Consider the following 19956-nt stretch of genomic DNA (forward strand, 5'->3'; position numbering starts at 1 on the left):
TTTCTAGTTCTTTTGTTCATTAACAAATCAATAATTCCCAGAGTGTCGGAAATCCTGAAGGGTTTCCCAACACTCTGTGAAAAAGAACATCTAATATTTAGATGTTCTTTTTCTATTTAGAATCATAAAGTAAAATTTAAAATAACTGGAGTCTCTCTTATCTGTTTTACATTTATATAAAAAAAGCCGATTTTATCAATCGGCTCCTCGGTATACATATTGTTCTTTTGGAAATTCTACTGTGCTCCATTTATTAACTTCTAATACAGGGATATTTGCGTGAAACGGTTGATAAAACTCTGTTGAAATTGTTCCTTCAACTTGAATCCACTCATCATTCTTCCACTGTGCATCTTCTGGTTTCTTGACCAGCATCCCATACACACCTGAATCAGCAACACAGTGAATAATTCCAAAACGGAATACAAAGTATTGTTCTTTTTTAGAAGAATCATCACGGAATACAAACCCTTTAAAAGAAATGGTTTTACCCGTAAATTCGCCAGGATAGTTATAAACGACTTCCATCCCTTTCAAAAAGTCAGCATCGTTTAAAGCAATTTTTCCTTTTGTTGCGAATTGCTTCTTCTCTTTTTCCATGAGTTCCCGATAACCTTCTTGTGCATAGTAAATGCTCGTATCAGGTTTTAAAAACTGTCGACTCATAAACGGATCTTTACTTTCTGGCTGTGCAACTGGGAAATGAAACCCTTTTGCTTTTACAATATCAGAATCTAGTGTTGCAATTGGAAAAAAGAGCCCCGAAATAATTGGAAAACAAAATAGTGTGTACGCAATCGTACGTTTCCACCATGTATTCTCGTCTTTTGAATGATCATGACCACAGTGACTTGCATTACATCCACATTCATGATCATGTTTAACATGTTCTTTTTGAAATACAATAATCATTTGGATAACAGTTAAAAATCCTAAAATAATCGCTGCTGTTTTTGATAAATACGCATATTTCATATTGATATATTTCGTGATATCACCAGAAATATGAAGTTGTGCTAACAAAATTGTAAATCCAAGTAAAATATAAGCTCGAAACATCGATTACCACCCCATCATATAAATGAGTAGTGAGCTTGCATAAACAACAACTGTAATTAAAACAATAACAACAATAACAAATCGCGTTTTAAAATTCGCAAGCATCATAATCATATTTTTAATATCTACCATCGGTCCATATACAAGAAAAGCGACTAGAGCTGGTGTTGCAAATGTACTTTGGAATGAAGATGCAATAAACGCATCAGCTTCTGAACATAATGATAAAATAAAAGCAAGTCCCATCATAACAATTGGTGAAGAATACGGTCCTTGTCCAATCGCAAGGAGGGTAGAAGTCTTCACAAAAGTTTGTACGCTTGCCGCAATAAGCGCACCAATAATTAAAAATTTTCCCATTGAAAAAAATTCTTCAACAGCATGTGTACATACATCCCAAAATTTTTGACGAAATGGTCGATTATGATCTATGACTGGAAAATTAGTATTCCGTAGTTGATGATCTTTAAACATAAACGATAAGACAAGACCCACAATAACAGCGACAATAATAGCGACAATAGCGCGATACCAAACCATATGCATACTGCTACCAAACGCTACATATGTCGCAAATAAAACGACAGGATTAATAATTGGTCCAGTCAGCATGAAGGCAATCCCTGCATATGGTGGTACTCCTTTCCCAATAAGGCGCCTTACGATAGGAACAATTCCACATTCGCACCCTGGGAACATCATCCCTAGAAAAACTGCTAATAAGACAGACAGAATACGATTCTTTGGCATCCACTTTGCTACCATATCTTCTGTCACAAACATTTGAATGAATCCTGAAATAAATACACCAATTAATACAAATGGCAATGCTTCAATTAAAATTGAAATAAAAATCGTATTCATTTGCAGGAACGCTTTTGGTAAATGAAACATTTCCATGATGCATATCCCCCATCTTTTCATTAACAATATGTAATTGTAACTGTAATCCGTAGATTGAACAAGTAGTTATAAAAATTAACCTAAATGGTATATTATACATATTTCCTTTCGTCAATTCATGGACAGTAGTGTACAAAAATGCTAATTTATCAATAATTTAAAGCAAAAAAGCTGTTTTGGAAATGTTCCAAAACAGCTGAGTTTCATATTAAAAATAACGTTTTTTCCAAAAAACAAAGGCCATTAAGCAAGATAATATTGCCGATATAATCATAGCCATTAAAAAACCATGAGGATTTTCACTTAAAGGAACCGGAACATTCATCCCAAAAAAACTGGAAACCATTGTTGGTACTGATAATATGATAGTCATAGAAGTTAAAAACTTCATAACACTGTTTAAATTATTGGAAATGACAGAACTAAATGTATTCATCATACCACTTAAAATATGGCTATATATTTCGGCCATCTCAATTGCCTGCTTATTTTCAATTAATACATCCTCAAGTAAATCTTGATCATCTTCATACATTTTCAAAAATGTATTATTTCGCATTAATTTTTGAATCACAATCTTGTTTGCCTTTAAAGATGTCGTAAAGTACACTAAGCTTTTTTCAAGCCCTAATAACGTAAAAATCTCTTTATTTTTCATCGATTTATTGAGCTCATGCTCTAAATCCGTTGTTTTTCGATTAATCTGTTTTAAATAACGTAAATAATAAGTAGAAATCGTATATAAGAGTTGCAGTGCAAAGCGTGTCTTTTTAAAAGTATAAAATTCTTTAATACGCTGATTAATAAAACGCTCAAAAATCGGATTTTCTTCCAAACAAATTGTAACAAAACATTCCGGCATGACAATCATACCAATCGGAATCGTATCATACATTGAATTTCCTTCTTCGTCATGTCTAACTGTTGGAATATCGACGATAATTAAAGCATTATCATCTTCTTTTTCAATACGCGAACGTTCTTCATCATCCAAAGGGTCTTTAATGAAGTCCAGTTCAACATTTAATGTTTGAACTAAAAATTGAATTTCTTCCTCCGTCGGATGGAGTACATTAATCCAGCAGCCTTTCTGAATCTCCTCGATCTCTTGTAGTTTTCCGTTTCGGTCTGTTAAATAAATATTTAACATACTATCACCCCGATTCTTTTTACATGTAGGAACCAACCTCACTTTGAAATAACAGTCTATTTTAAACCGCCATTTTCAGCATATGAAACAAATGAAAAGATTTCAATAGAAAATTGTTTTGAAAACGCTTTTCTTCACAAATTATTAAAATAGAAAAAGACAGAGCATTCTCTGTCTTTTATAGACATTATGTTGCCTTTATAACATATTTAGAAAGTATCCACAAGTTAAACGAAACAGAAACAGTATAACCAACATATGTGGCAATAATAAAACTAATATAGTCAAATTGTGGAAGCAATACAATATTTAACACAATTTTTATCCCTATTCCTAAAAACAAACCAATTATCGTTTTTCGCTGTTGATTAATCCCTTGCAGCATAGCCGCTGTGACAGCAAAGAGCGAAAATAATATACAAGCTGGTGCGTAATAGCGTAAAATCACACTTCCAAGCGCAGGATCATTTCCTGTCCCAAATAGTAATGTATATACTGGTTCAGCTAAAACCATCATTCCTAACGATGCTGGAATCGTTAGAAATACCACGAGCAAATTTGTTCTTGTAAAATGTTTATATAATAACTGGTCATTTTTGGCTATATACGCCTTTGTCATCTCAGGAACGAGTGACATACTAAAAGCTGTAGCAACCGAAACTGGAATTAACACTACCATTTGTACTAGCCCAATCACAGCATTTATTTTTTCCGCTTCTCGCTGTAAATATCCCATTTGCATTAATAACTTATTAATTGTAAATGTATCAATTGTTTGATACAAGGGAATTGCAAGACCAACGACAACAAACGGAATAGAGTATGCAAATAATTCTTTATACAATGCGAAAAATGATTTTGTTGTTTGCGGAACACTCATATGTTCTTTTTTCTTTAAATGACGTCTTCTCTTTAAGTAATAAGCAATTAATATTCCAAGTCCTGCTACAGCTCCTACAAAAGCACCAAACGTAGCAACACCAACCGCCACCGCTGTTGATCCTTTGTTTATATGAAGCACTGCAAAACTTCCGATTAAGATTGTTAACATGCGAAAAAACTGTTCCACTACTACACTTAAAGCAGACGGCCCCATCGATTGAAACCCTTGAAAAAATCCACGTAATAAGCTCATAGAAGGAACAATTAGTAAAGCAAAGCTTACAATTTGAATATTATATGTAACAGCTGTTACACTATTACCTGTTTGATCTCCGCTATCTATAACACCCTTTGCCAGATAGGGAGCTAAACAATATAACAATAAAAATGATATTACTCCCATACCTCCCATAAAAATAAGCCCGCTTTTTAATACTCGTTTCACCGTATAATAATCGTCTAATTCATTATATTTAGATACCATTTTGGAGACAGCTAAAGGAAGTCCCATCGTTGCGATACTAAGCATAATTGTATAAGGGCGGTAAGCATATGTATATAATACATATCCTCCCGTTCCAACCATCGCTGTAAAAGGAATAACATATATAAAACCTAACATTTTCGAAATCATAGTTGCCATTGTTAAAAAGAATGTTCCACGTAAAAACGGTGATCCTTTCATGAAACTCCTCCGCTATACTGTTTTACTACACAATATGGACAACTTTCTACTTTTAGAACTGATATAAGATGAAAACTCCCGGCAATTATCTTCTTCAGATCTTGCACGAGTAGAGTTGAAACAGCTGCCTGATGGCACAACCCCTCTATTCCATCGGCAAATGCCTTTGGAACTGCTTTTTTAAGATGTTATAAGAACCTTTCACATCTGCGTTCAGTAGTTTATTCTCTTTCGTATGATACAAGCCACGTTTAATACGATTTCCACTGAATACAGGAATGTCTTCCTCACCGTAAGTGGGAATCGCAACATTGTCTAGAAAGGATGCTTTGCTTGTATATGATTTTTCTAAGACTTGTACAGGAATACCTTTTCGTTTTGCTTTATAGGTGATCATTTCAATGATTATATTCTGTGGGATATAGCAAAAGGATTGATTCTGTCGTTTTCCCATTCCACTGTTTTGTTTCCATGATGTATTTTTTCAATCACAATCAAAAAAATCTCGTGATGGAGTTTCCTTGCCAATTTTTCACTAAACAAAAAAAGCCAATGAAAACTCATTGACTTTAACGAACTGTTTTTCTTTTTTTCAATAATTTCATACCTATGTATACAGCAATAAAAAGAATCGCCCCTGCGATGAAATAATGCGTGTAATCAGCAGCATATTCTTTAATATGACGCCAATTCCCACCAAGTTTTTCACCTAAATAAATGAACAGGATAGACCATGGAATAATCGCGAGTACTGTATATACTGTAAATCGTTGCAATGACATTTTAGCTAGTCCTGCTGGAATCGATATTGCATGACGTACAAATGGGATAAAGCGCGCAGAGAAAATTACGCCTGCACCATATCGATTAAACCACTCTTCTGCTACATCTAAATGTTTCTTATTAATCAATATATATTTACCATATTTTTCAACAAATGGACGTCCGCCGTAATATCCAAGCCAATACAAGAAAATTTGTGCTAACGTTCCACCAATCGTCCCGGCAATTACTGCCCCAACGAAATTAATTTCTCCCTTAGCAACTAAATAACCCGCGTAAGATAATACAATTTCACTCGGTATAATTTCGATCATAAGTCCTAGCGCAATTCCGGAATAGCCTAGACTTATAAAAAATTGTAGTAACTGCTCAACCAAATTTGCTAACATTCTTCATTATCTCCTTTTTTCTACGCACACACACACTTTCTTATTATTTCATAAAAATCTATCCTTGCCAATATGCTACTACTTTATAGTATAAAATTATGCAATAATAAAAAAAACATACTTACCATTTCTATTTTGAAAGGAGAAAGTGCACGATGGAATATAGATTACTAGAAATTATTCCAAAAAACAAGCAAGTTATAAAAAATTTACTAATTCTTCACAAAGAAATTTTTCAATCAACCAATCTTACTTTATTCGGATTTTTCATATAAGCAAACATTTGCCGAACTTGCCATTCTGTGTTTCTTCCTATCGATAGTTCCGGCAATTCTTCTTCTCCAAAAAAGCGAACATCTTCTGTTTCAATACCGATTTTTCTTTCACCGCCTACTATTTCACAGCTTATAAATATTTTGTATACATCAATTGCAGAAGGTGATGGTTGATGTTTCTGTTTATCAAAGATAGAAAGCAAACGAAAATTTTCTACTTTGTAACCAGTCTCTTCTAAAACTTCTTTTCGCGCAACTTCCGTAGGTGTATATCCAATATCAGCCCATCCACCTGGAAGTGCCCATTTCCTATCACTTTTTTCTTTTACAAAAAGTAACCTACCTTCTTGAAACACGACCGCTCGAATATCCACTTTCGGAGTTTGATAACCCGTTTCACTTGCAAATAAACGCTCGACTACTTCCCAATCCGTTTTTGTATAATGTGACATCATTTCAATCGATAATTTCCGAAGCTCATGAAAACGTTCTATATCATATACATCTTTTGAATATGCTAATCCGGCCTGCGCAATTGCTTGTATTTGTTTTACCCATTCAATCCATTTTATCCCCATTATTTTCCTCCTCATTTAATATTACACTTATTATATAACAAAAAAAGAGATTGATCTTTCAATCCTCTTTTTTTCTCATCTTCATAATTCATCTAAATGCTCTCGTATAAATTCACGACGCTTTTCTATATATTGAAAAATCAAATTCGGCTCACTATCAAATTTATCTATTTTCGATTTCACATATGGATCTTGCAAAATATATGGACGAAGTTCCTCATGTATTCCTTCTACTTTCGGTTTTATATATTCTACTGTAAATTGATGAGAAAGTATATCTTCCAAAATTTCTCTATATTGCTTTCTAAAGATTTTAACATCAAGTAATCTAGCACTTAATGTATTAAACCCTTGAATACGAGTGTAATCATGCCCCATCTTTCGCCCTTGGACATCGCGCCCCCATGTTGCATCATAATCCCATGGAATCATTTCAAACAACTTTGTTTCTCCATTATGATAAAGTGCATAATTGTGCACAAATCCATCAAAGTTTTGCGTACATACAATACCTGCTAACCACCGTAAATATTTATCAACATCAACATATTTTACGATTTCTTTTTCATACGCTGCTCTTGAAATTGTATTCAATTGATAAATAAATTCACTAATAGCTTCTTCACTGTGTTCATTCCCATATTTCAATTCATACCCTGAGAATAATTTCGTTTTTATATCTTTATCTAACTCGCTTACTAATGAAAAATTAGCATCATCATCGATTGCATAATAAATCGAACCATTTGGTAAATTTCGTCTCCGCAAAAAATTTTCATCTACCGATTCTAATTGTAAATAAACTCCTTCAAATCGATTATTGACCTTTACAAGTACGTGTTGCGCTTTTGGCGATAACGTACCAATGTCTGAAAAAAAATCCATTGATAACTTATTCCGTATTAAAGACGGGTCGTTGAATTCCGAATTTAAATGCAGCTCTTGCACACCTTGAAAAAATTTTGGTTTATAAAACATCACATGATATGATTTTTTCTTCAATTTCCGAATATGTGAACCACGATATGCGATATCAATATCATACTTTCTTTTATCATATGTTAACTTAGCTGGAACAGGATCATCAGACCAAACATCTTTTCTTAACTCTACAATATACATTGGGTGAATAAAAAAATCATAAGAAGGTATCATTTTCTCCCTTCCCTTCTCTTTCATCTACAATCAATGTATGCTTTTCCTTTCTTCATTGCCACATCCACTATATATTCATTTTTATTAGTTATTAACACTTCTTTTTTACTTTCTTCATAAAGTATTAGTACAAAGAGGAATTCCTTTTCAAACTATTGAATTAAAGAGGATTTTTTTATGGGCCATAATATTCAAAAAACTGTTGAAGAAGTAACAGCTACTGGAATGGAAGACTTTTTATGTCAATAACCAAATCCCTACAAGCATAAATTGAAACTTCCATCAGTGGAGAGTTTTTTCATCTCTGATGGAAAGCTCACACCAATCGGGCTTTTACGGGCCGTTATCCCCCACATATCTTCTTTAGAAAAGCGGAAGCGGCTCGCTCAGAATCGCAGGACGCCCGCGCCAAAGGCAGAGAGGTGCTTTTTGCCTCGTCCGAGGGGGCGAAACGACCGGAGATTCTAGCCGCTAGAGCTGGACAACGCTTCTCTCTGAATCTTGAGGTGGCGGTCTTACTGCCCGTTAATGCGGGATAAATCAGACAAATATTCTTGATGCCCGAAAAATCTGGATATTAATCCCTATAAACTAACTGCCTATCACAGTCTGTTTTTTTAGGATATACCACCATTTTCAAAAAAGAACAAACACAATACATCAGCTTGACATACTTTATTAATAGAAAGTTCATTATTCAATAAATAGATGAAATTGCATATTTTCACCAAGGAGGCTTTTCATAAATGTATACAAAAGACGACATTCAAAAAGCAGTGGAAGAGGTAAAAGGGGCTGGAATGGAAACATTTCTAAACCAAGAACCTACATCCAACTATAAACGTTCTCGCTCTCGTTGTTCTGATCGCTCCCGTTCTTGCCGTTCCGATCGCTCCCGTTCTTGCCGTTCCGATCGCTCCCGTTCTTGCCGTTCTGATCGCTCTCGTTCTTGCCGTTCCGATCGCTCCCGTTCTTGCCGTTCTGATCGCTCTCGTTCTTGCCGTTCTCGTTCTCACCGTTCTTGCCGTTCTCGCTCTCACCGTTCTTGCCGTTCTCGCTCTCACCGTTCTTGCCGTTCTCGTTCTCACCGTTCTTGCCGTTCTCGCTCTCACCGTTCTTGCCGTTCTCGTTCTCACCGTTCTTGCCGTTCTCGCTCTCACCGTTCTTGCCGTTCTCGTTCTCACCGTTCTTGCCGTTCTCGCTCTCACCGTTCTTGCCGTTCTCGTTCTCACCGTTCTTGCCGTTCTCGCTCTCACCGTTCTTGCCGTTCTCGTTCTCACCGTTCTTGCCGTTCTCGTTCTCACCGTTCTTGCCGTTCTCGTTCTCACCGTTCTTGCCGTTCTCGTTCTCACCGTTCTTGCCGTTCTCGTTCTCACCGTTCTTGCCGTTCTCGTTCTCACCGTTCTTGCCGTTCTCGTTCTCACCGTTCCGGTCGCTCTCGTTCTCACCGTTCCGGTCGCTCTCGTTCTTGTCGTTCCCGTCGCTCTCGTTCTTGTCGTTCCCGTCGCTCTCGTTCTTGTCGTTCCCGTCGCTAATATAATATATAATTTAATCCTGCTCTATAACATACAAAAAATATCCTTCGCATTTTCAAAAATGCAAATAGACCGCTTTAAGCGGTCTATTTATCTATTAAAACAAATTACTTGTTCATAGAATATAATTTTTCCTTTATAATCATTTACACCTCTTCAAAATGCGCAATATCAGCAAATAAGTGAATTGTACTTTCTCCCGCTTTAACTTCAACCATACTTAAGCTTGCGCTATGCATAAACGGACCATTCCATATGTTTTCAATAAGGCGTTGTTCGAAGTGCCCCATCATAAGTAAGGAAGTAATCGCATGGGATACAAGTAAAACACTTTCACCTTCATGTTTTTTAAGTATGTATTCAAGTCCCTTTAACACCCGTATTCTCGCATCATAAAAACTTTCTCCTGATTTTGTTTCATATTGATGCGGTGCATTCCAAAATAAATCAAACTCTTTCGGATATTTCTCCTGTAATTCAACCTGAGTATGTCCTTCCCAAACTCCCATATCAATTTCATATAAATGTTCATCTGCTACAATTGGAATATCTCTATCTCCTTTAATTAACTGAGCTGTATGCATCGCTCTTCCACTTGGACTGCTGTAAATCACTTCAAGCGGTATATCTTTCATGCGTTTCCCTAATTGTTTTGCTTGTAGTATTCCAGTTTCCGTTAAATTTGAATTTTTTCTACCTTGCATTCTTTTTTCTACATTCCATTCTGTTTCCCCGTGACGCGTAATATATACCATTGTTTTCAACATCATCTTCTCCTTCACCAACTCGGTCTAGCATTCCATGGTTCTAATGTTCCGACAATCCATTCCCGTTGTTTATGTTGAAGTCCATCTATAACACCACTCGCAATCTCATCATGTGTTAACCATCTGGAACATTTTTCTTCTACCATAAAACCTAATATAATTCGATAATATGTACATAAAGAAGAGCATCTTACTTTTCCTCCTGATTTGTAAGCACTGCTTCCAAGTATATGAAACAATTCCCATTCTTTCGAAAATACTCCAGTCTCCTCACTAATGATTTGCAATGCATCTTCAGCCGTCCGTTGAATGAATCCAAGCAACTACAAGCGTAACTGGTCCATTTTTATGAATCGAACTTTTAATATTAGCACGCAACTCATCACTATTATGATAATCAACTGCTAAACACGTAACACTTTCAGGAGCATGACATGAATTTTGTATCTCATTTAGACGTTTTACATTTCGACCGATTACAGAAGTATGGTGCCCTTGCTCAATAAACCACTTTGACACTTTCTGTAACATTCCAGTGCCACCAACAACAAGTACATGCATCCCCCTCTCCCCCTTCCAATATTTAGTAAAACAACATATGCGTTTTGGTTTCTTTATAATATTGTATTCTCTCTTGTAGCGTTCCTGTATGAAATTCAAATTTATGTCCATCTGGGTCTGTAAAATAAACAGAATGGCAATCTCGTACATCACGCTCTCTTCCTTGTAAAATATGTACGTTATTCAATTCTAGACGATGTATTAAAGCTGTAAAATCTTCTTTCTCTATCGAAAATGCAATATGTGTATACGATTGATAAATTTCATTTCTTGGAATATCCTTTTCTTCATTTAAGGCAATCCACATCCCACACAAATCAAAATAAGCAAGTTTTCTACCTTTTACAAGTACCTTTCCTTCCAACACTTGTTCGTAGAATTGTATTGATTTCTCTAAGTTTGAAACAGAGAAGCAAATATGATTCATTCCTTTTATCATTGTCATTATCTCCTCACAGAAAAAAGATGCGCAATATTCACGCATCTTTATCGTACTATTTTTTTGTAATATATGTCCATTTATAAGTAGAATCTCCTCCAAATGTATGCCTAGCTATTCCTTTTACTTTAGATTTCTCAAGAAAAGCAATGCCCTGCTGATAAACCGGAGAAATGGCTTCATCATCAAATAAAATTTTCTCTGCTTCAGAAAGAGCCTTCCACCGTGCTTTTTCATCAGTTAACAACTCACCTTTTGCTTTTGCAACTAGTTCATCATATTTCTTATTAGAATATGCCATTTCGTTAAATGTACTATCTGTAGTAAACATATCAATAAATGTCATTGGATCTGGATAATCCGGACTCCATGCTGATAAAGAGAACTCATATTCTAATTTCTTTTCTAAATCTAACTTTTGTTTAAACGGCTGCTGTTTAATATTCACTTTCAAACCAGGTAAGTTTTTCTCTAACTCTGATTTAATATATTCCCCAACTTTTTTTAAGTTATCTTTATCATAGTTCAACATTTCAACTGTAATTGTATCTTGACCTAACTCTTTTTTCGCTTCTTCCCATAGTTTTGTCGCTTTTGCTGCATTATCTTTACCTTCATGAAAGCTTTTATTTGTTTCACGGAAGTCTTTTCCATCCGGTCCTTTTGTAAACTTTTGTGGTACTAAGTAATATGCAGGTAATGATCCGTCGTTTAAAATTACATTTGCAATTCCCTTTTTATCATATGCTAAATTAATAGCCTCACGCACTTTTTTATTTGCAAAAATCTGTTTTTTCTGATTAAAACGAATGAAATACATACGTGGATCTAATTCCGATTTAAATTCTTCACTTTTCTTATATTTATCAACAAATTCCGAACTTAAAATGACTCGATCTACTTCGTTGCTATCATACAAATTTACAGCTGTTGATGTTTCCTTTACAACACTTACATTGATTTCCTCTAACTTCACATTACCTTTATCCCAATAGTTCGGATTTTTCTTTAACTGATAACTTCGTTCATGCTTCCACTCACTCATCTCAAATGGTCCGTTATATAATAACTTATCTGCTTCTAATGCGTATTTGTCACCTTGTTCTTTTACAAATTTTTCATTCAATGGGAAAAATGTTGGGAATGTTGTAAGCTCTAGAAAATATGGTGTTGGTTTCTCTAACTCAACCACTAATGTTTTATCATCTTTTGCCGTAACACCAAGTTGGTCAAGTGGTAATTCTCCTTTATTAATTTTCTCAGCATTTTTAACATCGAACAAAATAAACGCATATTCTGATGCTGTCGCTTTATCAACAGCACGACGCCAAGCAAACACAAAGTCTTGTGCTTTTACAGGTTCCCCATTCGACCACTTTGCATCACGTAAATGAAATGTGTATGTTTTCTTATCCTCACTAATTTTCATATCTTTAGCCATACCAGATGTTGGTTTGTTATCTTTATCTAAGCGGTATAATCCTTCCATTGCGTTTACAAATGCCCGAAATGATACACCATCAGTTGACTTTGACGTATCCATAGAAGGAATTTCTGCTGTTTCTAGTAAATTTAATACTTGTTTATCAGCAAGCGCTGCATTTCCTTTTTTTCCCTTTTCAGTTATTGATGCTTTTTCCCCATTTCCACACCCTGCAACTAACACACTCGTAGAAAGTGCAAGTGCTGTAATAAGTGAAACCTTCTTCTTCATAGACCATTTCCCCTCTTTCTCTTTATAACAACTAAAAATAAAACCAAATACTCTTGAATAGTATTATACATAATTTTCTGATAATTTCAAATACTATCTTTTAAAAAATTAAAAAGTGACACCCGTCACTTCTTCACTACCTTATCATCTACATAACTCTATTTTAATGTTTTGGCATATCATTCACTGCTATGCAGAATACAACATGACCTGTACTCGCTTTCTCTCTTTACTTTATACCTCTCATATGGTAGGAAAAGGCCCTGACCGCTTCTATACACGGCCAGCTGCTCTCGTCTCCCTTAAAAAAAAAGAGGTTTTTATGTCATTTTCTTAATTTATATATATAATTCAACTAAATTGTTTCATTTGAAATATTCCATTATCTTAAAAAACCTTCATGCTTTAATAACCATTCTTTCCGCCAAAGTCCACCCTCATAACCTACTAACTTCCCGCTCTTCCCAATAATTCGGTGACAAGGCACAATAATCGAAATAGGATTTCTACTATTCGCTCCGCCGATTGCTCGTACAGCCCTTGGATTGCCGATTTTCTCTGCCATATCAAGATAAGAAGCACTTTTTCCATACGGAACACTGCAAAGTGCATTCCATACTTGTTTTTGAAAAGGAGTTCCCTTCGCTCGTAGCGGGACAGTAAATTCCGTTCGCTTCTTATGAAAATATTCATCTAGCTCCATTACACATCGTTCAACAATTGGATGAGGAATATCTTCTTGTTTTTGTTCTACAAATAATACAGAGGAAATGCCAGTCTCATCCCCTTTTACTTCAATCCATCCAAGTTCACTTTTGTAATATGCTTGATACATGAAAAATACTCCACCTCTCTTCATATTCACTAAACATAGACTCATCATAACATTTCTTTAAGCATTTTGTTATGGAAAAAGGGTGCAAGGTGCTACAATAAAATGGCACTCCCATTATTTAAGAAATGATACTTGGGTATATGTTCATTTAAGAAAATAAAGGAGGATTCTTATTGTGAACAATCAATTATTTTCACCGTATACAATAAAAGATGTTACACTAAAAAATCGAATTGTTATGTCACCTATGTGTATGTACTCCTCTGAAAACGAAGACGGAAAAATAACGAATTTCCATCTCGTCCACTACGCATCACGTGCAGCTGGTCAAGTTGGACTTGTTATGTTAGAGGCTACAGCCATAACACCAGAAGGACGCATTTCCCATAAAGATTTAGGTATTTGGGATAATGAGCATATAAATGGCCTACATCAAGTTGTCAATTTGATTCATGAACACGGAGCAAAAGCTGCTATTCAAATTGCACATGCCGGTAGAAAAGCTGTTCTTGATTCAGACCCTATTGCACCATCAGCTCTTCCTTTTGATTCCTCTATGAAAATCCCAGTACAAATGAGCAAAGAACAAATACAAGAAACCATCATAGCCTTTCAAAATGGAGCTACACGTGCCAAAAAGGCTGGATTTGACATTATTGAATTACACGGAGCACATGGTTATCTAATTAATGAATTTTTGTCTCCGCTCACAAATCATCGTACAGATGAGTACGGTGGATCTTGTGAAAATCGCTATCGTTTTTTACGCGAAATCATTGATGCGGTTAAAGAAGTTTGGAATGGACCATTATTTGTTCGTATTTCCGCTCATGATTATCACCCGGAAGGTTTAACTGTAGAAGACTATGTAACGTTTGCACAGTGGATGAAAGAACAAGGTATTACCCTCATTGATTGTAGTTCAGGAGCTGTTGTACCAGCACATATCGATGTGTACCCTGGTTATCAAGTACCCTATGCAAAATATATAAAAGAACACGCTTCAATTGCTACAGGAGCTGTTGGCCTTATTACTAGTGGTGTACAAGCAGAAGAAATTTTGCAACAAGGAGCTGCTGACTTAATTTTTGTCGGCCGTGAACTATTACGAAACCCTTACTTTCCAAGAACAGCAGCGAATGAGCTTGGTTTTGAATTGGCTGAGCCACTTCAATATAGCCGTGCTCCAGGAAAACTAAAAAATACATCTAAATAAAGAAACTGCCCCAAATAGTATCTTTGGGCAGTTTCTTTATTTTATATAAGCAATATTTTCATCACTTTTATCCCACATTAACGGGCAGTAATACTCCCACCTCAAAATTCAGCAAAAGTAAAACAGTTAGTTGGGAGATAAACTGCCCATAAAAGCCCGATTGGTGAGGGCTGATAAGCAGTGGCGATGAAGCCCCCCACTGCTTAAAGTTTCACTTTATTTCATCTCAGCAATTTCCGAAGATTCATGTATATGAACCCCAGACTCTTCTCGCAGCGCTGTTACATACATTCCTTTTGCTACTTGCTCTGCTAAAATTGGCTTATATTTTGAAAAAGACCCCTTAAATAAAAACGGCATAATTCCCGAAATTTTTTCTCCCATTCTTTCTCCAAAACGAAACTCATCTCGCTCTCCAAGTAAAAGAGAGGGTCTAAAAATATGAATGCCTCCTATGACTAGCTTTTTAATATCTTCTTCCATCTGTCCTTTTACTTGCGAGTAGAAAAATAGCGACTTCGGATTTGCCCCTAACGAAGAAATAACAAGAAAGTTTTGTACCCCTTGTTCTTCAGCTACACGAGCTGCTCGTAATGTATAATCATAATCAACCTTTTTAAAATTTTCTTTTGTCCTTGCTTTTTTAATTGTCGTACCAAGACAATTAAACACATCATCTACAGCAAAAAATTCTTTATATTGTTCCAAAATCGAAAAATCTACCTGCTTTTGTTGGAGCTTTTCATGTTCCCAGTCTAGTGATCTTCTCACAAAAATTGTAACTGACTCATAATAATCCGAATCAAGCAGTAGCTGTATCACTTCTTGTCCAACTAGACCACTTGCTCCAAGTACTAAGGCTGTTCTTGTTTTCATCCTTTTCCATACCTCTTTATCTTCTAATCTCTTTCTCTATCATAAGCAAGCATTATGCAGTATGCAAGCGCTTTGTTTACTCTTTTTCTTCTTTTGGTGCCTCAGTAATTGTACTTGTATCGCCTAAATTTCGAATAAGTCCTTTTAAAAAAAACAGCACACATGATAATGGAAATATAACAGCCAATATTAATAAAATCGCTTCACCCACATATCCCATTCGCTCATCTCCTTCTCTGCACCCTCTATCACACTATATGAAGCGACTAGCAGGATATATGCAAAAACAAAAAAAATAAGCCATAGCATTGTGACAATTTTAGAACAAATCATAAATCGTAATCATTATTATTTATTGCAACATCGTCAAAGATGTATTATACTAAACCAGGAGCATAAAGCGTAATTATTACGTTTTACAATAAAAGAAGTTATTCTTTCTTTTATTATGGAGAAAATATTTTTTAGAAAGTAAAGAAACGAGGCAAACAAAATGAAGAAAAGATCAATTATATTTTCATTCGTACTAATGTTTACCCTTATATTTGCTGGATGTTCAAACAAAGATAATACAACAAATAAAAAAAATGGTAAACTTTCCGTCTATACAACTATTTTTCCTTTAGCGGACTTCGCCCAAAAAATCGGTGGTGATTATGTAGAAGTAACGGCTATTTATCCACCAGGTGCAGATTCCCATACGTATGAGCCAAGTCAAAAACAAACTGTACAAGTTGCCAAAGCTGATTTATTTGTGTATAACGGAGCTGGATTAGAAGCATTTGCTGAAAAAATGGAAAAAACATTAACAAATGAAAATGTTAAAGTTGTAAATGCATCAAAAGATATTCAACTACGAGCTTCAACTGAAGACGAACACGAGGAAGATCATAAAAATGAACATCATCATGATAAAGATCCTCACGTTTGGCTAGATCCAACACTTGCAATGAAACAAGCTGAAACAATTAAAAATGCACTTATTGAGCTACAACCAGAGCATAAAGCAGAATTCGAAAAAAACTTTGCTGCACTGCAAGCAAAATTCACAAGTTTAGATAATCAATTTAAAGAAGTTGTTGATCATGCAAAAACGAAAGAAATATTAGTTTCTCATGCAGCGTACGGATATTGGGAACAACGTTACGGTTTAAAACAAATTCCAGTTGCAGGTATTTCTGCTTCTGATGAACCTTCCCAAAAAACATTAGCTTCTATCACAACAACAGCAAAAGAGCATGGATTAAAGTATATTTTATTTGAAACCTTCTCTACACCAAAAGTAGCAGAAGTTATTCAAAAAGAAACAGGAACGAAAATTTTACGCTTAAATCATCTTGCAACTATCTCCGATGATGATGCGAAAAAAAATAAAGACTACTTTACACTTATGGAAGAGAACATTAACACTTTAAAAGAAGCAACAAATTAATATAATGATTCATTTCTGACCGCTGAAAAATGTTTCTGCGGTCTTTTCTTATGCCACCTCTTTCCAGATTGCCTTGACTTACAAAAATTGCATAGTAAAATTATCCATAGTGGTTTTATAGTTATAAGAAAGTGAGATGAAACTATGAATCTTCACATTTGTGAAGTAACAGCAACGAATTGGCGTTCAGTAGCTGCCTTAGACGTAACAGCGGAGCAACGACAATTTATTGAAAGTAATGCATTTTCTTTAGCCGAATCATTATATGAAGGAAATGCAACATCACTAGCTTTGTATGATAGCAAAACACTTGTTGGATACGCAATGTATGGATGGTATTCCGAAAAAAATGAAAGTATATGGTTAGACCGATTTATGATTGATCACAACTTTCAAGGAAACGGCTACGCGAAACGATTTCTCCGTTTATTAATTTCATATTTACAACAAAAATATCAATGCAAAAAGATTTATTTAAGTCTTCATCCTAACAACAAATTAGCTATGAAACTATATGAATCGTTTGGCTTTCATTTAACTGGTGATATTGACGATGCAGGTCCTGTTGTTGGCGTTGTGATGGAGTTACTTCTAGATAAAGTAAAACTTACATAAGGTAAAATAAAATAAGCCTGCAAATGCAGGCTTATTTTATTTTATACATTCTTGAAAATGTTGTTGAAACCATTCTTTATTTAAATTTTTACCAATGAAAACAATCTCACTGACCCGCTTTTCCCCTTCTTGCCACTCTCTGTCATATGTAGCCGCAAATAATGTATGTACGCCTTGAAACACAACGCGGCGATTTACTCCTTCAATATATAATATACCTTTATAACGATACAAATACTCTCCTAATTCTTGTACAACAGCTGACATCCATTCATTGATTTTTTGCAGATCAAGAGGACGTTCTTCTCTTAATACAAAGGACTTTATCCCTTCTAAATGATGCTGTTCTTTATGCGGATAAATTTCTAACTTGTCACGCGTTTTAAATGTTTGTATATCTAGTAATGAAGAGATATCTACTTCACAATTTGTTGTTGGAATTAATTTTGCAGTTGGATTGATCCCTTGTAATTCAATGAGTAAATTCTCCTTTTCTTCCTGCTCTACTAAGTCTAATTTATTTACTAAAACCATGTCAGCAAAAGCAATTTGTTCCTTTGCTTCTAACCCTTTTTCAAAGTGTTTCTGTATATGATAGCTATCTACTACGGTTACTACACCATTAATTTGATATGCAGACTGAATAATAGGATCTAAAAAGAATGTTTGAATAATAGGGCCCGGATTTGCGAGCCCAGTGGTTTCAATTATTAAACCTTCGAAATCCATTTTTCCTTCCGCTTTTACTTCTAATAAATGCTTTAATGCGACAAGCAAATCTTCACGTACTGTACAACATAAACAGCCGTTTGTCATTTCCATAATCTCTTCTTCTACATTCATAATCAATTGATTATCGATACCAATTTGCCCAATTTCATTTACAATAACCGCAAGCTTCTTACCATGTTCTTCAGATAAAATGCGATTTAATAAGGTTGTTTTGCCTGATCCGAGAAACCCGGTTAATATTGTTACTGGAATCACAATTCTACATCTCCTTGTTATATATCTAATTACATAATTATATCATAGGTTGTCTTTTTATTTTTTGAATATAGAACATATTAGTTGTAGGCATGTCTACACAAATATATAATAATAGTAAATAAGAAAACCTTTTCATACCGAATCGGTTCATACACATCAACAAGGGGGACCTACATACATGGAACGAATTCAAATGGCCCAAAACCTAGAGTTTTCCCGAATTATTCAAGGATTTTGGCGTTTAGCAGAATGGAATATGACAGATCAGGAATTACTTTCTTTCATTGAAGCATGCATGGAGATGGGCATTACAACGTTTGACCATGCTGATATTTACGGAGATTATACATGTGAAACTTTATTTGGAAAAGCACTTCAATTAAAACCGAGTTTACGTGACAACATGCAAATCGTTACAAAATGTGGAATCGCTCCCCCATCACCTAAATTTCCAGAGCGCTACGTCGCTCACTATAATACAAGTACTGGACATATTTTAAAAAGTGCCGAACAATCACTACAAAACCTAAATACTGACCATATTGATGTATTGCTCATTCATCGCCCTGATCCATTTATGAATCCAGCAGAAGTTGCAGAAGCTTTTTCTCGTTTGAAGCAAGAAGGAAAGGTACGACACTTTGGTGTATCAAACTTTCTGCCTTCCCAATTCAATATGTTAAGTTCGTATTTAGATTTTCCACTCATTACAAATCAAATCGAAGTCTCTGTTATGCAACTTGAGCATTTCGAAAACGGTACGATTGAACAATGCCAAGAAAAGCGAATTTCTCCGATGATTTGGTCTCCTCTTGCTGGCGGTGAAATTTTCAAAGGAGAAAGTGAGCGCACACTTCGCTTACGTCACACACTAGAGAAAATTGCTGCTGATTTTGACGTTACTGGCATTGATTCGATTATGTATGCTTGGCTACTTGCTCATCCAGCTAATATGCTTCCGATTGTTGGCTCTGGTAAACTAGAACGTGTCAAAACAGCTGTTGAAGCAACAAAACTAACATTGGACCGTCAGCAATGGTTTACCATCTTTGAAAGCTCAAACGGTCATCCTGTTCCATAAGTACACAAAAAGGACATGAAATTCATTCTCATGTCC

At 35.2% G+C, this 19956-nt stretch carries 19 protein-coding genes and 3 pseudogenes; 5 read left to right on the plus strand and 17 right to left on the minus strand.

Going from position 1 to position 19956, the window contains the following annotated elements:
- Positions 1-195: 195 nt before the first annotated feature.
- The 8 genes and pseudogenes from PLX19_RS24455 to PLX19_RS24490 form a co-directional block, all read right to left on the minus strand.
- Positions 196-1059: a TIGR03943 family putative permease subunit gene (locus PLX19_RS24455; protein ID WP_272191500.1), complete on the minus strand. Its 864-nt coding sequence runs from the start codon at positions 1057-1059 to the stop codon at positions 196-198.
- Positions 1060-1062: 3 nt separating this feature from the next.
- Positions 1063-1959 carry a permease gene (locus PLX19_RS24460; protein WP_272191501.1) on the minus strand — a complete coding sequence of 299 codons (897 nt, stop codon included), beginning with the start codon at positions 1957-1959 and terminating at the stop codon, positions 1063-1065.
- A 211-nt stretch (positions 1960-2170) separates the two neighbouring features.
- A complete protein-coding gene (locus tag PLX19_RS24465) occupies positions 2171-3112 on the minus strand; it encodes a magnesium transporter CorA family protein (RefSeq protein ID WP_020060960.1) in 942 nt (313 codons plus the stop codon).
- A gap of 187 nt (positions 3113-3299) precedes the next feature.
- Positions 3300-4679 carry a putative polysaccharide biosynthesis protein gene (locus PLX19_RS24470; protein WP_272191503.1) on the minus strand — a complete coding sequence of 460 codons (1380 nt, stop codon included), beginning with the start codon at positions 4677-4679 and terminating at the stop codon, positions 3300-3302.
- A gap of 145 nt (positions 4680-4824) precedes the next feature.
- A pseudogene (locus PLX19_RS24475) lies at positions 4825-5145 on the minus strand (zinc ribbon domain-containing protein); the annotation flags it as partial.
- Between the two features lie 103 nt (positions 5146-5248).
- Entirely contained in the window at positions 5249-5851 is a 603-nt protein-coding gene (locus PLX19_RS24480; RefSeq protein ID WP_035438143.1) for a DedA family protein, read from the minus strand.
- 235 nt (positions 5852-6086) lie between these two features.
- Complete coding sequence (locus tag PLX19_RS24485) at positions 6087-6704, minus strand: NUDIX hydrolase (protein WP_272191506.1); 618 nt, start codon at positions 6702-6704, stop codon at positions 6087-6089.
- 81 nt (positions 6705-6785) lie between these two features.
- The gene (locus PLX19_RS24490; protein WP_272191507.1) at positions 6786-7859 is read right to left on the minus strand and encodes a CotH kinase family protein; all 1074 of its coding nucleotides are present in this window, start codon (positions 7857-7859) and stop codon (positions 6786-6788) included.
- Between the two features lie 746 nt (positions 7860-8605).
- On the opposite strand from PLX19_RS24490, the pseudogene PLX19_RS26295 reads away from it, so the two are divergent.
- Positions 8606-8650 (plus strand): annotated as a pseudogene (locus PLX19_RS26295) (hypothetical protein); the annotation flags it as partial.
- Between the two features lie 21 nt (positions 8651-8671).
- On the opposite strand, the gene PLX19_RS24495 reads toward PLX19_RS26295, so the two are convergent.
- From PLX19_RS24495 to PLX19_RS24520, 6 genes and pseudogenes are all read right to left on the minus strand, one after another.
- Positions 8672-9307: a hypothetical protein gene (locus PLX19_RS24495; RefSeq protein ID WP_272191508.1), complete on the minus strand. Its 636-nt coding sequence runs from the start codon at positions 9305-9307 to the stop codon at positions 8672-8674.
- A 233-nt stretch (positions 9308-9540) separates the two neighbouring features.
- Positions 9541-10158, minus strand: a complete 618-nt coding sequence (locus PLX19_RS24500; RefSeq protein ID WP_272191509.1) for a phosphoserine phosphatase 1 — start codon at positions 10156-10158, stop codon at positions 9541-9543.
- 14 nt (positions 10159-10172) lie between these two features.
- A pseudogene (locus PLX19_RS24505) lies at positions 10173-10722 on the minus strand (short-chain dehydrogenase).
- 22 nt (positions 10723-10744) lie between these two features.
- Entirely contained in the window at positions 10745-11161 is a 417-nt protein-coding gene (fosB, locus tag PLX19_RS24510) for a FosB/FosD family fosfomycin resistance bacillithiol transferase (RefSeq protein WP_272191510.1), read from the minus strand.
- A gap of 55 nt (positions 11162-11216) precedes the next feature.
- Positions 11217-12875 (minus strand): peptide ABC transporter substrate-binding protein, encoded by a 1659-nt coding sequence (locus PLX19_RS24515; protein ID WP_272191511.1) that lies wholly within the window; start codon positions 12873-12875, stop codon positions 11217-11219.
- Between the two features lie 382 nt (positions 12876-13257).
- Entirely contained in the window at positions 13258-13710 is a 453-nt protein-coding gene (locus PLX19_RS24520) for a methylated-DNA--[protein]-cysteine S-methyltransferase (RefSeq protein WP_272191512.1), read from the minus strand.
- Positions 13711-13885: 175 nt separating this feature from the next.
- Here PLX19_RS24520 and namA point away from each other — a divergent pair, with 175 nt between their 5' ends.
- Positions 13886-14926: an NADPH dehydrogenase NamA gene (gene namA, locus PLX19_RS24525; protein WP_272191513.1), complete on the plus strand. Its 1041-nt coding sequence runs from the start codon at positions 13886-13888 to the stop codon at positions 14924-14926.
- A gap of 216 nt (positions 14927-15142) precedes the next feature.
- Here namA and PLX19_RS24530 read toward each other — a convergent pair whose 3' ends face one another.
- Positions 15143-15802, minus strand: a complete 660-nt coding sequence (locus tag PLX19_RS24530; protein WP_272191514.1) for an oxidoreductase — start codon at positions 15800-15802, stop codon at positions 15143-15145.
- Between the two features lie 76 nt (positions 15803-15878).
- Positions 15879-16022, minus strand: coding sequence for a hypothetical protein (locus tag PLX19_RS24535; protein ID WP_272191515.1), 144 nt, complete (start codon positions 16020-16022; stop codon positions 15879-15881).
- A gap of 273 nt (positions 16023-16295) precedes the next feature.
- On the opposite strand from PLX19_RS24535, the gene PLX19_RS24540 reads away from it, so the two are divergent.
- Positions 16296-17234, plus strand: a complete 939-nt coding sequence (locus tag PLX19_RS24540; protein WP_272191516.1) for a metal ABC transporter substrate-binding protein — start codon at positions 16296-16298, stop codon at positions 17232-17234.
- A 144-nt stretch (positions 17235-17378) separates the two neighbouring features.
- Positions 17379-17849: a GNAT family N-acetyltransferase gene (locus PLX19_RS24545; RefSeq protein ID WP_272191517.1), complete on the plus strand. Its 471-nt coding sequence runs from the start codon at positions 17379-17381 to the stop codon at positions 17847-17849.
- A gap of 36 nt (positions 17850-17885) precedes the next feature.
- Here the strand turns inward: PLX19_RS24545 and PLX19_RS24550 are convergent, their stop codons facing one another.
- Complete coding sequence (locus tag PLX19_RS24550; protein ID WP_272191518.1) at positions 17886-18836, minus strand: CobW family GTP-binding protein; 951 nt, start codon at positions 18834-18836, stop codon at positions 17886-17888.
- A gap of 181 nt (positions 18837-19017) precedes the next feature.
- Here PLX19_RS24550 and PLX19_RS24555 point away from each other — a divergent pair, with 181 nt between their 5' ends.
- Positions 19018-19920, plus strand: coding sequence for an aldo/keto reductase (locus PLX19_RS24555; protein WP_272191519.1), 903 nt, complete (start codon positions 19018-19020; stop codon positions 19918-19920).
- Positions 19921-19956 lie beyond the last annotated feature (36 nt).

This window comes from Bacillus sp. BP-3, assembly GCF_028401955.1.
Lineage (GTDB): Bacteria > Bacillota > Bacilli > Bacillales > Bacillaceae_G > Bacillus_A.

Excerpts from the sequence above, each read along its gene's own strand:
- PLX19_RS24490 (WP_272191507.1), bottom strand. The coding sequence starts at position 7,859 with ATGATACCTTCTTATGATTTTTTTATTCACCCAATGTATATTGTAGAG.
- PLX19_RS24455 (WP_272191500.1), bottom strand. The coding sequence starts at position 1,059 with ATGTTTCGAGCTTATATTTTACTTGGATTTACAATTTTGTTAGCACAA.
- PLX19_RS24530 (WP_272191514.1), bottom strand. The coding sequence starts at position 15,802 with ATGAAAACAAGAACAGCCTTAGTACTTGGAGCAAGTGGTCTAGTTGGA.
- PLX19_RS24485 (WP_272191506.1), bottom strand. The coding sequence starts at position 6,704 with ATGGGGATAAAATGGATTGAATGGGTAAAACAAATACAAGCAATTGCG.
- PLX19_RS24555 (WP_272191519.1), top strand. The coding sequence starts at position 19,018 with ATGGAACGAATTCAAATGGCCCAAAACCTAGAGTTTTCCCGAATTATT.
- PLX19_RS24545 (WP_272191517.1), top strand. The coding sequence starts at position 17,379 with ATGAATCTTCACATTTGTGAAGTAACAGCAACGAATTGGCGTTCAGTA.
- PLX19_RS24540 (WP_272191516.1), top strand. The coding sequence starts at position 16,296 with ATGAAGAAAAGATCAATTATATTTTCATTCGTACTAATGTTTACCCTT.
- PLX19_RS24465 (WP_020060960.1), bottom strand. The coding sequence starts at position 3,112 with ATGTTAAATATTTATTTAACAGACCGAAACGGAAAACTACAAGAGATC.
- PLX19_RS24470 (WP_272191503.1), bottom strand. The coding sequence starts at position 4,679 with ATGAAAGGATCACCGTTTTTACGTGGAACATTCTTTTTAACAATGGCA.
- PLX19_RS24535 (WP_272191515.1), bottom strand. The coding sequence starts at position 16,022 with ATGGGATATGTGGGTGAAGCGATTTTATTAATATTGGCTGTTATATTT.
- PLX19_RS24515 (WP_272191511.1), bottom strand. The coding sequence starts at position 12,875 with ATGAAGAAGAAGGTTTCACTTATTACAGCACTTGCACTTTCTACGAGT.
- PLX19_RS24460 (WP_272191501.1), bottom strand. The coding sequence starts at position 1,959 with ATGGAAATGTTTCATTTACCAAAAGCGTTCCTGCAAATGAATACGATT.
- PLX19_RS24480 (WP_035438143.1), bottom strand. The coding sequence starts at position 5,851 with ATGTTAGCAAATTTGGTTGAGCAGTTACTACAATTTTTTATAAGTCTA.
- PLX19_RS24520 (WP_272191512.1), bottom strand. The coding sequence starts at position 13,710 with ATGTATCAAGCATATTACAAAAGTGAACTTGGATGGATTGAAGTAAAA.
- fosB (WP_272191510.1), bottom strand. The coding sequence starts at position 11,161 with ATGATAAAAGGAATGAATCATATTTGCTTCTCTGTTTCAAACTTAGAG.